12 protein-coding genes and 2 pseudogenes are annotated in these 14,338 nt (G+C 67.3%); 3 read left to right on the plus strand and 11 right to left on the minus strand.

Going from position 1 to position 14,338, the window contains the following annotated elements:
- Positions 1-1,187: 1,187 nt before the first annotated feature.
- A pseudogene (locus AC6H2I_RS27275) lies at positions 1,188-1,556 on the minus strand (recombinase family protein); the annotation flags it as partial.
- Positions 1,557-1,728: 172 nt separating this feature from the next.
- On the opposite strand from AC6H2I_RS27275, the gene AC6H2I_RS27280 reads away from it, so the two are divergent.
- On the plus strand, positions 1,729-1,932 hold the full coding sequence (locus AC6H2I_RS27280; protein ID WP_497503926.1) for a hypothetical protein: 204 nt from the start codon (positions 1,729-1,731) through the stop codon (positions 1,930-1,932).
- 121 nt (positions 1,933-2,053) lie between these two features.
- Here AC6H2I_RS27280 and AC6H2I_RS27285 read toward each other — a convergent pair whose 3' ends face one another.
- Positions 2,054-2,860 (minus strand): HEPN domain-containing protein, encoded by an 807-nt coding sequence (locus AC6H2I_RS27285; protein ID WP_497503927.1) that lies wholly within the window; start codon positions 2,858-2,860, stop codon positions 2,054-2,056.
- Between the two features lie 576 nt (positions 2,861-3,436).
- Between AC6H2I_RS27285 and AC6H2I_RS27290 the strand changes: the two are divergent.
- Positions 3,437-4,102: pseudogene (locus AC6H2I_RS27290) on the plus strand (recombinase family protein).
- A gap of 87 nt (positions 4,103-4,189) precedes the next feature.
- Here AC6H2I_RS27290 and AC6H2I_RS27295 read toward each other — a convergent pair.
- The gene (locus AC6H2I_RS27295) at positions 4,190-4,648 is read right to left on the minus strand and encodes a hypothetical protein (protein WP_497503928.1); all 459 of its coding nucleotides are present in this window, start codon (positions 4,646-4,648) and stop codon (positions 4,190-4,192) included.
- Positions 4,649-4,873: 225 nt separating this feature from the next.
- Between AC6H2I_RS27295 and AC6H2I_RS27300 the strand changes: the two genes are divergently transcribed.
- Complete coding sequence (locus tag AC6H2I_RS27300; protein ID WP_497503929.1) at positions 4,874-5,140, plus strand: hypothetical protein; 267 nt, start codon at positions 4,874-4,876, stop codon at positions 5,138-5,140.
- A gap of 240 nt (positions 5,141-5,380) precedes the next feature.
- On the opposite strand, the gene AC6H2I_RS27305 is transcribed toward AC6H2I_RS27300, so the two are convergent.
- The 8 genes from AC6H2I_RS27305 to AC6H2I_RS27340 form a co-directional block, all read right to left on the minus strand.
- Entirely contained in the window at positions 5,381-6,295 is a 915-nt protein-coding gene (locus AC6H2I_RS27305; RefSeq protein ID WP_497503930.1) for an ABC transporter permease, read from the minus strand.
- A gap of 5 nt (positions 6,296-6,300) precedes the next feature.
- Positions 6,301-7,350 (minus strand): ABC transporter permease, encoded by a 1,050-nt coding sequence (locus AC6H2I_RS27310; RefSeq protein ID WP_497503931.1) that lies wholly within the window; start codon positions 7,348-7,350, stop codon positions 6,301-6,303.
- Positions 7,340-8,890: an ABC transporter ATP-binding protein gene (locus AC6H2I_RS27315; protein WP_497503932.1), complete on the minus strand. Its 1,551-nt coding sequence runs from the start codon at positions 8,888-8,890 to the stop codon at positions 7,340-7,342. The genes AC6H2I_RS27310 and AC6H2I_RS27315 overlap by 11 nt, the downstream gene beginning before the upstream one ends.
- A gap of 142 nt (positions 8,891-9,032) precedes the next feature.
- On the minus strand, positions 9,033-10,049 hold the full coding sequence (locus AC6H2I_RS27320; RefSeq protein ID WP_497503933.1) for a BMP family protein: 1,017 nt from the start codon (positions 10,047-10,049) through the stop codon (positions 9,033-9,035).
- 157 nt (positions 10,050-10,206) lie between these two features.
- A complete protein-coding gene (gene upp, locus AC6H2I_RS27325) occupies positions 10,207-10,842 on the minus strand; it encodes a uracil phosphoribosyltransferase (protein ID WP_497503935.1) in 636 nt (211 codons plus the stop codon).
- Positions 10,843-10,871: 29 nt separating this feature from the next.
- Positions 10,872-12,086 carry a URC4/urg3 family protein gene (locus AC6H2I_RS27330; protein WP_497503936.1) on the minus strand — a complete coding sequence of 405 codons (1,215 nt, stop codon included), beginning with the start codon at positions 12,084-12,086 and terminating at the stop codon, positions 10,872-10,874.
- Positions 12,083-13,342, minus strand: coding sequence for a GTP cyclohydrolase II (locus AC6H2I_RS27335; protein WP_497503937.1), 1,260 nt, complete (start codon positions 13,340-13,342; stop codon positions 12,083-12,085). The genes AC6H2I_RS27330 and AC6H2I_RS27335 overlap by 4 nt, the downstream gene beginning before the upstream one ends.
- Positions 13,343-13,513: 171 nt before the next feature.
- Positions 13,514-14,110 (minus strand): fasciclin domain-containing protein, encoded by a 597-nt coding sequence (locus tag AC6H2I_RS27340; protein WP_497503938.1) that lies wholly within the window; start codon positions 14,108-14,110, stop codon positions 13,514-13,516.
- Positions 14,111-14,338 lie beyond the last annotated feature (228 nt).

Genomic DNA, 14,338 nt, shown 5'->3' on the forward strand with positions numbered 1-14,338 from the left:
GAAAGAGGTGCTGTCATGCGGGCTGGCCTCCTTCACCAGCCCACATCTTGAATCAGATTTCAGCCTCGGTGGGAATCCCCCTTCGATTCCGGCCGACCGGAAAATGCTCTAATCTCGTGGTCTGGGTGGCCGTGTTCGACCGTTACCGCCGGGTACTCCTGGAGGCGGAGATCACGGGGAGGGGCCGGGGGCGAGTGTAGAAGAAGGACAAGGTCGTCCACGTCGTCGCCGATCACCTGATCGACCTCCCGGACCTTGCCACCGAGCTTGTTCGCATCGACCGGCCGGATGGCGTCGCGGTCGCCGATTCTGTTTTCCCGTCAGCCCGGAGCTTCAGGTAGCGTACGCGAGACACGGTGAGGGGGGATCACCGGATACGCTTATGGTGACATCCGAAGTGGGTCGATTCACTGGATGACCCCGCCCTAGACCGCTTGGCGGCGAGCAAGTCCGTGGCGACGGCCCTGGCCTCGCAGCAGGGACCGCCGGTTCCCAATAGTCCCCAATACCCGCTAATACGAGCTCCCTTCTGACAATATATCCACAATAATACCGCAATACATGGTCAGGTGATCGTGGGCCCTCTTTAGTGCTTTAAGTTCGACTTTTGTGTACGGAAAGAGCTTCCCATGCTTACTACAAGGGTATCGGAAGTGCTCCCCGTTCGGATCCGTCTCATGCAGGTGGTTAATCAACTTGTTGCAATAGAGTGTCCAGTCGTCACTCGTGGAGAAGCCCACTTCATCAATACCTTTCAGCAGATTTTGCCACAGATCGTTCAAAATGTGCCCGTCAGGTGGAGGTGTATTCGAGTAGCGACCCACCTCCATAATCGCTGATTTTATGTTTAACTCAACAGAGTGCCTGCACAAATAGAAGGCTGGTATACGAAGATAATCAGAACGAGGATATAGCCTGATTGCCTCCGATACGAGTCGCTCAAAGCCATTCACGTAGGCGTACGCGTAATACTCTAGTCGCTGCTCATCCCGCGATGGAGAGACTTCCCGAATCAGGAATCTCTGAAAGCGAGTAGCAATTTCCGATGAAAATAGCTCTTCATCCACAATGTCGCTAAAATTTACCATTTTTCTTTCTCCTGAGGTAGGCGGCAAAATTCCACAGATTATCCTTGTGCTGCTAGGCCTTTTAACAAGCTCATGCCCCTCGCGAGTGCCATGCCGCTATCATTCGACATGACCCTCGGATGCAGCGACTGCTCCGGCGTCGAGGATTCTATAGCCGCTCACTCGCCCGATCTCCAGTCGGCGTGCAATCTCGACAGCCCCACCAGCCCAAAGGGCTAGGCTCTCCCGCGTCTTTGCCATCGTGGTCGGCTTCCTGCCCCGGCACCTCCCCTCTGCTTTCGCCCTAGCGACGCCCTCCCGCTGCCGTTCCAGCATCCGCTCCCGCCCGAAGGCAGCGAGTCCGAGGACGACGGTCACCATCAGGCAGCCCATAGCGGTCGAGGTATTGACGGCGAGATTCTGGATGTGGAGATGGGCCTGCCTCCGTTCCGGCACCGCGAAGACCTCGTTGGGGTGCCGCATCGACCGGACGAGCCGGTCCGGCTAGTCACCACCAGGGCATCGGTATCCCGGACATCCGGGAGAACCCCCGTAGTATCAGCGACCGGAATATTTTATTTGACACCGTCATGGGAATGAATTACTTTGTTTACGCTTGATTGCTGGGGAGTTGTCTCCAGAGGGGGGCGTCACAGAGGCGGTGGGTGCGATTCTCTTGCATCTGGCCACCAATGAACTGGTCAGCTTGCTGACCGTGGTTTCAATTGCACTCATCCTGAGTGCCAAGAAAACGGAGGCGTTTATGAGGGATATTGTCGCTCAGATGACGCCAAACTGCGTCCTCGGTGCACTGGTGATCAGCCTGTTTGCCAACGTGATGTACAACGCCGCACCGTCTCTGTGACGCTCTCCACCCGCCAATGGGCCGCCAGAATACAGGCCCATAGTTGGTGCGGTGTCACCAGGAGAACGAGTTGACTAGTGCACCGGGCCGCCGTTTGGCGGCCTTTTCTTTTGGTTCAACACTACCCCGGTCTTCCAGACGGCATGCCCGCCGCAATATGTCGGCAGATTTCAACATTCGCATGATGGGCGACGACAGTCTCTTCCAGGCCAACTTCGATCTCCCCGTAACGCACCCCTGCTGGACACTGAACCTGTTCGATCCATTGCCGCGGAACGCCTGGCAGGCCCAGCCGCTCCGCTTCTCCGGCAAGATCCATGAGTTTGTGCGAATAAGCTGGCTTCTTATTCCTGGAGCGGATGTACGCCTTGAGTGTCTTCTCGGCGGACTGAAGGGAGGCCCACTTCGATAACCCATACTGGGGCTGCTGTTGCATGATGTGCATCACCGCAGCGTCAATGTCAGCCCGGCAATCCACCGGGAGATGCTCAATTACTCTCCAGGACTCGAAGTGCCTATGAACTAAAGAACCCAGCCGATCTAGCTCATCCTGCCCCAATGAATTAAGCAAATCTGGGGTTGCCTCGTGAATCCATTCAAGAACGTTTACGCGGGCCCGCCCGAATATCAGAGGGTATCGCACCTCATAGGGAATTCTACGGATCAAGACGACAAGCTTACCTGTGCTGAAATTCACTAGTAGCCGCTTACCATATCGCCGCTGGAACCATTGGTTAACACAGTCAGCCCGCCGATCACGAATGATTCCGCCGATAATCATCGGCATGCCGTCCACAGCCATGAGCCGAAAGGCCGCTAACGGTCGGGCATGAATCGGTACGTTGCTCTCCTGTAGACGCCGATCAATGTCCTCCATGTACTGTTGGAAGGCGGGGTTATTGGCTTCGAAGTCGGCAGCGGAGATCATTGCGTATCCTGGCCCGTTCTAGATCGTATACTGTGGAATGAGAGGCTACCAGATATCATTTCTTGATTGCCATCGTTAGAGTCGACGGGCAATTGGATGGACTTCAGCCAAGTGAGACGATGCTGGTGGCTCGCTGGCTGCTCACGCCGTCAACGGCGGTCAGAATCGGCATGGACAGAGGAGATGCCCATTACCTCCGTCGTAGCCGCAAATCGGTAATATCAGAGCCCCGATTTCCTTCGTCGGCCGTCCAGTTGGCAAGAGTTAGGCAAGCTCACGGCGAAGCCGAATCTCACGGAGAGCATCTCAGAGCCTGTTTGACAACTCGCTCCGGACACAGCATGTGGATGCTGTCTCTGCGGTAACCTACTATATATTGTGCCAATGAAGGGTTGCCAAACGGGCTCTCAGAATTACCCAGAACAACTTGGAATTGGGAAATTCGGCCGATATTCCACGTTGGGAACACTCGGCAAAGCCCATGCAGCCCTGATTGACAGATCCCGAAACCGTGAGATCGTTGATTTACGAGATCAAGACGTTCGTCTTGGTTTCGAAAACGGGCGGAGGGGCGGCATGAACTGTATCGGCTACCTTCGGGTCTCGACCAGCCGGCAGGGGCGGTCTGGTCTTGGGCTCGACGCACAGCAGGATGCGATCATCCGCTTCGCCATGGGGAACGGCTACGTCGTCTCCGACTTCATCCAATCCGGTGCCGACGACGACCGGCTTGGTCTGAACGCCGCGATCGCAAGGGCATAGCGGGAAAGGTGCCTGGTCGTGGTGGCCAAGCTCGACCGCCTCGGCCGGAGCGTCCACTTCGTAAGCGGTCTGATGGTCCACCGGGTTCCGTTCATCGTCGCCGAACTCGGAGCCGACGTTGATCCTTTCACCCTGCACCTCTGGGCCGCCCTCGCCGAAAAAGAGCGGAGCCTAATCGCACAACGGACTCGCGATTCGCTTCGGGCGAAGCGGGAGCGGGGCGAACGCCTGGGGAACCCGAACATCGCCGAGGTCGCCAGGGCGGGTGCAGCCCGGCGGCAGGCTCAGGCTCATGAGCATGCCGGTCGGGCCCTGCCGATCATCGCCGAGATCCGGCGGGCCGGGGTCGCGACCCTCCAAGGGATCGCCGACGCCCTCAACGCCCGCGGGGTCCGCTCCGCTCGCGGCGGCCGATGGCACCCCAGCACCGTGCGGGATGTCATCCTCCGGGGTGGCCTCCCGACCGCGACGCCAGCGTAATCGGCTCGACGAGATCCGCCCCGTCGGTCCGGACATCGTTGACCCGCGTGGACGCCGACCAGATGTTCATAGCGTCCTAGTTTTTGCTTACGGTGTTTCGTACCTGCCTATGATCCCTTGCAGTTTCGCGGGATCATAGACCGAGAGTTCGTTATCTCCATAAAATACCCCATCTGCAATCGCTTTGCTAAAATACAGCCTAGCCTCTTCATAGAATGGTATTGTTATTCTTCTGACAAATTCTACATAGTTCCGAACATCACCTATTCTGTTGCCGTACGAAAAAGCCGGATCAAGGACTGAGCCGACATCCAGAAAAGACAAAATATACTGGATTTTATACGGACCAAGAAAGTCACTCAGATTCGCATCTTTTCTTCCGTAATTGTTTCCATGTACCAGACACTGATGGGTGTTGTGTGCAATTCTAAACTGCCCGGCAATGTTGTTATGTTCAATCCACTCAACGTACCCGCCTTGCGTACTGTCAACAACTTTATGGCAGGTGTCGCAGACGAAATCAATCAGTGGTCTCAACTTCGGCATGAAAATCTCCACTAATATAATCGAGAAAGAGCTACCGCTTAGGCCACCGTCGCACATATTCTCATGATTGTCGAGCGTTATGACCGCCAACTCCGCCGTGGCTCGCCAAGGAGCGTATCGTAAGGCGAGCACCAGAGTGGTTCAACCCCCAGCGGGGATCGCACGGGTGTCGCACGGAACAACAAGGCGATTGGCCCTCGGCGACCCCTTGGGGTAACGTCGGGTATGGTCAACACTACCGAAACCCGCGTCGCGACCATCGATGACTGGTACACGCCCCGTGAGATCGTCGAGGAGATCGTGGCGGCTCTCGGGGTCCCGCAGTTTGACCTCGACGTGGCGTCGCCCGAGGTCCCGCGGGTCCCCTGCCTCAGGCACTACATGATCTGCGACGACGCCCTGAGCCAGCCGTGGACCGAGGCGGCACCCCAAGTCGCATGCGGCCAACCCCATGACGCCCCTGACCAGGTGTCGAGCCGTCCAGGCCGGTGAGGGCGGACTTGGTCAGGCCAACGTCCTAACCATCCAGGATGAGGCCTGAACCGGTGTCCACGCCATCCGGGACATCAGGCCATGATCCCGTCCGAGACCGCCCCTGGATGTACGCATAGCCGGGGTTGGACATGTGACCCCAAAGAGGCTATCTTTGGTGAACCAAAAATGATCCGAGCCGGTGAACCAAAGGGGTCCCATTGTGGGTCACTAAGTGGTTGAAAACACTAGGGTAGGAAGTTACCGCTCGCCCTTGCGATACGGAATCATCAGCGCCCGCGGGTAGGCGGCGCGGCGGGACATCGCCACCAGGGCCAGGATGCTCAGCAGGTAGGGCAGCATCAGGAACACCTGGTAGGGCAGCACCCCGCCGGCGATCTGCTGCAGGCGGATCTGCAAGGCGTCGAACACCGCGAACAGCACCGCGCCCAGCAGGGCCTTGCCGGGCCGCCACGAGGCGAAGACCACCAGCGCGATGCAGATCCAGCCGCGGCCGTTGACCATGTTGAAGAAGAAGGCGTTGAAGGCCGACAGGGTGAGGAAGGCGCCGCCCAGCGCCATCAGGGCGCTGCCCGCCATCACCGCGGCCACCCGCACGGCGGTGACGTTCAGGCCCTGGGCCTCGGCCGCCGCCGGGTTCTCGCCGACCATGCGCACCGCCAGGCCGGCCGGCGTGCGGTACAGCACCCAGGCCACCACCGCCACCAGCGCCAGGGCCAGCCAGGTCAGCGGCGTCTGGGCCAGCGCCCCCGGCAGGTCCAGGGGCTGGAACGGCTCCACCGTCGGCGGCGTGGTGGCCTGGGGCAGCACCAGGCGGTAGACGAAGTAGGACAGGCTGGTGCCCAGCAGGGTCACGCCGATGCCGGTCACGTGCTGCGACAGCCCCAGCGGCACCGTCAGCACGGCGTGCAGCAGCCCCAGCAGCGCCCCGCACACGGCGGCCACCAGCACCCCGGTCCACAGATCGGCGCCCTGGTAGACCGCCATCCAGCCGGACAGGGCGCCCAGGGTCATGATGCCCTCGATGCCCAGGTTCAGCACCCCGGCGCGCTCGCACACCAGCTCCCCCAGGGTGCCCAGGATGTAGGGGGTGGCGATGCGCAGCACCGCGGTCCAGAAGGCGGCGGACACCAGCACGTCGAGAACCTCGCCCATGCCGGTCACCTCCACCGCACGCGGTAGCGCGCCAACAGGCCCGCCACCAGCATGCACAACAGGCTGGCCGCCACCAGCACGTCGGCGATGTAGTTGGGAACGGCGACCGCCCGGCTCATCGCGTCGGCGCCGACGAACACCGCGGCGATGAACAGCGCCCCGCCGACCACCGCCAGGGGGTGGAGCTGGGCCAGCATGGCCACGACGATGCCGCTGTAGCCGAAGCCCGGCGACAGGTCGAGCGTCAGGTAGCCCTTCAGCCCCGCCACCTCCACCGCCCCGGCCAGCCCGGCCAGCCCGCCGGACACGCAGGCGGTGCGCAGCAGCACCCCGGTCACCGCCATGCCGGCGAAGGCCGCGGCCCCGGGGTTGGCGCCGACGGCGCGGGCCTCGTAGCCCCACACCGTGCGGGTGTCGACGACCCACAGCAGCGCCGCCAGCACCAGGGCCAGCAGCAGGCCGGCGTGCAGGCGGGTGCGGGCCACCAGGTCGGGCAGCTCGGCCGCCGGCAGCACCGGCGCCGACTGGGGCCAGCCCATGCCCATGGGGTCCTTCAGCGCCCCCTCCAGCAGCAGCGAGACGACCAGCAGCACGACGAAGTTCAACAGCAGCGTGGTCACCACCTCGTCGACGCCGAAGCGCACCTTCAGCACCGCCGGGCCCAGCAGGGTCAGGCCGCCGGCCGCCGCGCCGGCCACCAGCACCAGCGGCACCAGCAGCCAGCCCGGCAGGTCGAACAGCCCGCCGCCGACCACCGCCGCCGCCAGGGCGCCCATGTAGAGCTGGCCCTCCGCGCCGATGTTCCACAGCCGGGCGCGGAAGGCGACGGCGACGGCCAGGCCGGTGAAGATCAGCGGGGTCGCCCGGGTCAGCGTCTCGGTCAGCGCGAAGCGCGAGCCGAGCGCGCCCTCCACCAGCAGGGCGTAGGCGTGCAGCACCGGGGCGCCGCTCCACGCCAGCAGCGCGGCGCACAGCGCCAGCGCCGCGACGATGGCCGCCGCCGGCGCCAGCAGGCGGGCCGGCAGGGGAATGTGGGTCCGCGCCTCAAGCCGCATTGAGGATCTCCGGCAACACCTCCCAATGCCCGGCCATCAGCAGGCCGAGCTGCCGCACCGACACCCGGCCATGCGGCAGGGGCGGCGTCAGGCGCCCGTGATAGGCCACCGCCACCACGTCGGCCAGGGCCAGGATCTCGTCCAGGTCCTCGGAGATCAGCAGCACCCCCGCCCCCGCCGCCCGCGCCTCCAGCAGGCGGCCGTGGACGTAGGACACGGCGCCGACGTCGAGGCCGCGGGTCGGCTGGCTGGCCAGGATCAGCGACGGCCCGTGGGCGAGCGTGCGGCCCAGGATCAGCTTCTGCATGTTGCCGCCGGACAGCAGCTGGGTGCGCGCGTCGGGGCCGGGGCAGCGCACGTCGAAGGCGGCGATCGCCTCCGCCGCGTGGCGGCGCGCCGCGTCGCGCCGCAGCACGCCGAAGCGCGAGAAGGCCGGATCCCGGTAGCGCTCGGCGATCAGATTCTCCCACACCGTCATGGCGCCGACCAGGCCGGTGGCGTGGCGGTCCTCGGGGATGCGGGCGACGCCACGGCGGACCATGGCGGCGGGGTCGGCGTCGCGCACCGCCTCGCCCAGCACCACCATGGTTCCGCCGTCCGGGGCGCGGGTCCCGGCCACCAGCCCGGCCAGCGCCGTCTGGCCGTTGCCGGCCACCCCGGCGATGCCCACCACCTGGTGGCGGTGCACCGTGAGGTCGACCCGGTCGAGCAGCGGCCGGCCATGGCCGGACGCCACCGTGACCCCCTCCAGCGCCAGCACCGCCGCGCCCGCCGGCAGCGGCTCCGGGGTCGGCGGCTTCACCGTGCGCCCGACCATCAGCGCGGCCAGCTCGTGGCGGTCGGTGTCGGCGGTGCGCCGGGTGGCGACCAGGCGGCCGCCGCGCAGCACCGCCACCGTGTCGCTGGCGGCGAACACCTCGTTCATCTTGTGGCTGATGAAGACCACCGCCAGCCCGTCGGCGGTGAGCCGGCGCAGGGTGTCGAACAGGCCGGCCGCCTCCTGGGGCGTGAGCACCGCCGTCGGCTCGTCGAGGATCAGCACGCGGGCGTCGCGGTAGAGCGCCTTGAGGATCTCCACCCGCTGGCGCTCGCCCACCGACAGCGCGCCGACCCGGGCGTCGGCGTCCACCGCCAGCCCGAAGCGGCCGGCCAGCGCGTCCAGCCGCCGCCGCCCGCCGGCCTTGTCGGACCAGGGGCGCCACAGCGGCTCGGTCCCGACCAGCACGTTGTCCAGCACGCTGAGGTTGTCGGCCAGGGTGAAGTGCTGGTGCACCATGCCGATGCCGGCGGCCAGCGCGGCGCGCGGGCGGCCCGGCGGCAGCGGCCGGCCGAACGCCTCGACGGTTCCGGAATCGGCCACGTAGTGGCCGAACAGGATGTTCATCAACGTCGTCTTGCCGGCGCCGTTCTCGCCCAGCAGCGCCAGCACCTCGCCCTCGTGCAGGGTCAGGGAGATGGCGTCGTTGGCGAGCAGCGGGCCGAAACGCTTGGTGATGGCGTCCAGGCGCAGGGCGACGGGCGGCGCGGGGGGTCTCATCATCGGCACAGGCGTCGGGCTGGCGGGGGGCGTGCGGATCGTGGACGCGGCGACGGAACGGGCGGGAGGCTGGGCGGTCGTCCGCTCCGTCGGTCTTCGGCCCGTCCAGACCACCTGTCGCACGCCCCCGGCGCCGGCCGCGTCGTCACATGGTCGACTTCGGTTCGCTGTCGTCGACCTCGACGGTGAAGGCGCCCTTGGCGATCGCGTCCTCGCGGGCGCGCACCTTGGCCATCAGCTCGGCCGGCACCTTGGCCTCGAACGTGCCCAGGGGGGCGAGGCTGGAGCCCTTGTGCTTCATCATCGAATAGGGGCCGTAGTCCTCGGCCTTGAAGGCGCCGGCCTTGACCTGGGCGATGGCGCGGTCGATGGACGGCTCCATGTGCCAGATGGCGCTGGCGACCACCGTCTCGGGGTACTGGGGCTGGGTGTCGATGACGTTGCCGATGGCCAGCGCGCCGCGCTCCTTGGCCGCGTCGGACACGCCGAAGCGCTCGGCGTAGAGGATGTCGGCGCCGCGGTCGATCATGGCGAAGGCCGCCTCCTTGGCCTTGGGCGGGTCGAACCACGAGCCGATGAAGCTGACCATGAACGTCACCTCGGGGTTGACCTCCTTGGCGCCGGCCATGAAGGCGTTCATCAGCCGGTTCACCTCGGGGATGGGGTAGCCGCCGACCATGCCGATGATGTTGGAGGTGGACATGCCGCCGGCGATCATGCCGGTGAGGTAGGCCGGCTCCTGGATGTAGTTGTCGAAGACCGCGAAGTTGGGCTCCTGCGCCGGGAAGCTGGACCCCATGAGGAAGGCCGTCTCGGGGTAGTCCTTGGCGACGGCGCGGGCGGCCCGCTCGACGGCGAAGGCCTCGCCGACCACCAGCTTCTGCCCGCCCTCGGCGTACTGGCGCATGACCCGCTCGTAATCGGTGTTGGCCACCGATTCCGCCCAGACATACTCGATCTCGCCGCGCTCCTTGGCGGCCATCAGGGCCTTGTGGATGCGGCTCACCCATTGCTGCTCGATCGGCACGGTGTAGATGCCCGCGACCTTCAGCGCGTCCTGCGCCGCCGCCGGCGCGGCCATGGCCACCACCGCGCACGCCGCCGCGATCCCGCCCAGCACGGCGCGCCGCGTCGTCCCGAACCACCCTGTCCGCATCGTCATCCCCTTTTCCGTTCGTGCGTTCGCGCCCTGCGCGCCGCCGCGGTGATGCAACGGCGGTGCCATCCCTGCGGCCGCGGCCCACGGCCCCGGCGCCGACGGTCCCTGCCGAATTTCGCGGCACGTCTCGCCGCCTGCCCAAAGCGTGAGCTTAGCGCGCTCAGCGCGTGCCGTACAGGCGGTCGCCGACGTCGCCGAGGCCGGGCAGGACGTAGCCCTGCTGGTTCAACTCCCGGTCGACGCAGGCGGCGTAGACCGGCACGTCGGGGTGGGCCTCGTAGAAGGTGCGCAGGCCCTCGGGCGCCGCCACCAGCACCGCCAGCTTGATCGACGCGGCCCCGGCGTCCTTCAGCCGGTGCACCGCCGCGGTCGCCGAATGGCCGGTGGCCAGCAGCGGGTCGACCAGCAGGACCAGCCGGTCCTCGATGTCCGTCGGCACCTTGAAGTAGTACTCGACCGGGGTCAGCGTCTCCTGGTCTCGGTAGAGCCCGATGTGGCCGACCCGGGCCGAGGGCAGCAGGTCGAGCATGCCGTCGAGGAAGCCCTGGCCGGCCCGCATGATCGACACCAGGCACAGCTTCTTGCCGGCCAGGATCGGCGCCTCGACGGTCTGCAGCGGCGTCTCCACCGGCATCCGCTCCACCGGCAGGTCGCGGGTCAGCTCGTAGCCCACCAGCAGGCTGATCTCCCGCATCACCTCGCGGAAGCGCCCGGTCGGCGTCTCGCGGTTGCGCAGCTGGCTCAGCTTGTGCTGGATCAGCGGATGGTCGATCAGGGTCAGGGTGGGGATCGGCATGGGCCTCGGGTCCGGCTGGGGGCTGCGGGTCAGAACACGGTGCCGTCGCTGACGATGCGGATGGGCGGGCCGCCGTCGGCACGGCGCTGCCGGGCGATGGCACGCCCGGCGGACCAGGTGCCGCCTTGCAAGACCTTGGCCAGGGGGAAGGACGCGGTCTCGAGGCCGAGGCGCCCGCGCACCGCGTCGGCCAGCCGGTCGAGCAGCGCCACGGTCAGCGCCCGCCACTCCACCACCGCCTCGTCGCCGACCTCCAGGGCGTCGACCAGGAGGCGCGGCTGCCGCGGCTCCAGCACCCCGGTGTCGACCAGCAGCCCGCCGTTGCGGTACTCCGGCAGGCCGGTCAGGCGGTCCAGCCCGGTGACCGCGACGCCGGCGTCCTCCAGCGGCTCGACCAGCGAGTAGCTCAGCCACTGCGACAGCTTGTGGAAGGGCACCAGCCCGTCGGCCGGCGCGCGGGAGTGGCGCCAGGTGTCGCCGAGGTTGACGCCGTCGCGGGCGATCCGGCCGGGCCAGATCGGCCCCAGCCCGCGCAGCACGGCGTCGAGGATCGCGGTGGCCGGCAGCGGGCGCCCCGCGGCACGCTCCTTCAGCGCGTCGTAGAGGGCGCCGATGCGCCCCGGCCGGCCGAACAGATCGGGGGCCCGGGTCAGCGCGTCGCCCAGGCGGCGCAGCAGCCCCGCCCGCCCCTCCAGCCCGACCAGCGGGTTGTCGGGGCCGGCCTGGAACCCGGCGGCCAGGGTGTCGGCGGTCACCGCCGCGAGTCCGGCGGCCTCGGCGCGCAGCGGCGCGGCGGCGGGCCGGGCCGAGAAGGCGCCGTGGCGGAACAGGTCGAAGCTGGCGATCGCCAGCCCCTCGGAGCGGGCCAGCACCACGCCGGTGCCGGGCTCGCGGTAGCGCCAGCGCCCCCCCGCCCCGGCGTCCAGCAGGACGCTGGTGACGGCGAGATCGAAGCGGATGCGGGCCACCTCGTCCCGGTCGACGCCCTCCAGCGACGCCGCCAGCGCCGCCCAGCGGTCGGCGCCGTCGACCACGAAATGGCGCCAGCGGCTGTGATAGGGCACGGCAAGGTCGGGATAGGCGGCACGGGTCGCCGCCACGACGGCGTCCGCGGCGGCGTCGAGGCGCTCCGGGTGCACCGCGAAATGGTCCAGCCCGCCCCGTTCGCCGAGCGCCAGCAGGGCGTGGGCGCGCTCGCGCACGGCCTCGGCGGACAGCAGCCACGCGACCGTCACGTCGCTCACTCGCTGAGCCCCCGCCCCTTGGTGGACGCCAACTGTTCCGCGGTGGGAACGATCGGCGTGAAGTAGCCGGCGGCCTTCTTGGCGTCCATTTCCACCTTCGCGTCGTCGGGGATCAGCGCGTCGGGGATGGGGATCTGCTGGACGATCTCGATGCCGGCGCGGCGGATGGCGTCCGACTTCATGTTGGACATGGAGACCATGCGGTCGATGCGCCGCACCCCCAGCCAATGGAAGATGTCGGGCATCAGCTCCTGGAAGCGCATGTCCTGGACCCCGGCCACGCACTCCGTGCGCTCGAAATAGGCCTCGGCGCGGTCGCCGCCCTCCTGGCGCTTGCGGGCGTTGTAGACCAGGAACTTGGTCACCTCGCCCAGGGCCCGCCCCTCCTTGCGGTTGTAGACGACGAGACCGACCCCGCCCTCCTGGGCGCCGCGGATGCACTCCTCGATGCCGTGGGTCAGGTAGGGGCGGCAGGTGCAGATGTCGGAGCCGAAGACGTCGGAGCCGTTGCACTCGTCGTGCACCCGGCAGGTGACGGTGCACGCCGGGTCGCCCAGGGCGGCGACCTCGCCCAGGATGTACACGGTCTGGCCGCCGATGGGGGGCAGGAAGACCTTGAGGTCGCCGCGCGTCACCAGCTCGGGGAACATGCCGCCGGTGTTCTCGAACAGGCCGCGGCGCAGGGCGCTCTCGGTGATGCCGAAGCGCTTGGCGATGCCGGGCAGGAACCACACGGGCTCCACCGCGATCTTGGTGACCCGGGCGTCGCCCGTCGCCAGCAGGATGCGGCCGTCGGCGACGAGACGGCCGGCGCCCATCGCCTCCACCAGCTCCGGCACCTTGATCCGGGCCTTGGTCACGGCGATGGTCGGGCGCACGTCGACGCCGCGCTCCAGATGGTCGGCGAAGGCCTCGCTGACGACGTGGCCGAACGGGTCGATGGAGACGATGGTCTCCGGATCGGCCCATTGCGGGTGCGGCCCGATCGGCTCGGCCGGGGCGGTGTTGGTGAGATCGGGGACGTGGTGGGCGCTGAGCTGGCCCGCCGCCACCGCCAGCGCCCGGTAGACGGCGTAGCTGCCGGCGTGGGCGCCGATGGCGTTGCGGTGGCCGGGGTCCGAGAGCGACGCCACCACCGGACCGCGCTGCGCGGCGCTGGCCGCTCCCCAGTGCACCGGGGTGTGGCGCACCCGCGATCCCCCGGGGTGGGAGGTCAGCACGATGTGCCGCGGCGGATGGTTGCGACGTTGGTCCATGAAGACGCCCTCGCTCGTCCGGAAACGTCACCCATGGTGACACATCCGCGGCCGGAGGGAAGGTGGAAAAGCGGCGGCCGGCGTCGTTGCCACTGCGCAACGGCAGACCGGGCACCGGCGGCGCGCGCGCGACGCGCCGCCGGTGCCCCGGCCCGGCCCGGGCGGGTGCCGTCAGCCCGGCATCAGGACGGTGTCGACGACGTGGATCACCCCGTTGGACTGGTAGACGTCGTAGGTCGAGATGTTGGCCACCGCCCCGGCGCCGTCGCGCACGGCGATGTTGTTCGGACCGTTCATCGACGCGGTCAGCGTCGCGCCGTTGACCGTCTTCAGCCGCGCCTCGCCGTTGCCCTTGGCGATCAGCGTGCGCAGCGCCATGGCGTCGATGCGGCCGGGCACCACGTGGTAGGTCAGCACGCTGGTCAGGGTGCCCTTGTTCTCCGGCTTCACCAGGCTCTCCACCGTGCCGGCCGGCAGGGCGGCGAAGGCGGCGTCGGTCGGGGCGAAGACGGTGAACGGGCCGGCCCCGCGCAGCGTGTCGACCAGCCCAGCCGCCGTCACCGCGGCCACCAGGGTCTCGTGGTCGGCGGAGTTCACGGCGTTGTCGACGATGGTCTTGCCAGGCAGCATCGGCTGGCCGCCGACGATCACCGGGGCCGTGGAGGCCGTGGTCGCCCCCATGGAGGTGGCGGATGCGGCGACGGGAGCAACGGCGGCGACGGCGGCCAGCGCGGCCGCGGACACCAGGGCGATGGTGCGGGTCGTCATGTCTCGTTTCCTCATGTGCGGTTGGTCCGGTTTGGGTGCGCATCCACAGCCCGGTACGGCGCCACCGCCCGCCTCGGATGACATCCCCCCGCAGTTTTTTTCGACACCGCGGACCGCCAACGCCCTTCCTCCCAGGTTCATGGGATTCCGTACACGAACGGTCACGCTTACGGTCGCGTCCCGACACCGCCCGGCCCGCCCGCCCCGCCCGGCCCGGCCCGCCGACGG

This window comes from Azospirillum sp. NS33, assembly GCF_059703765.1.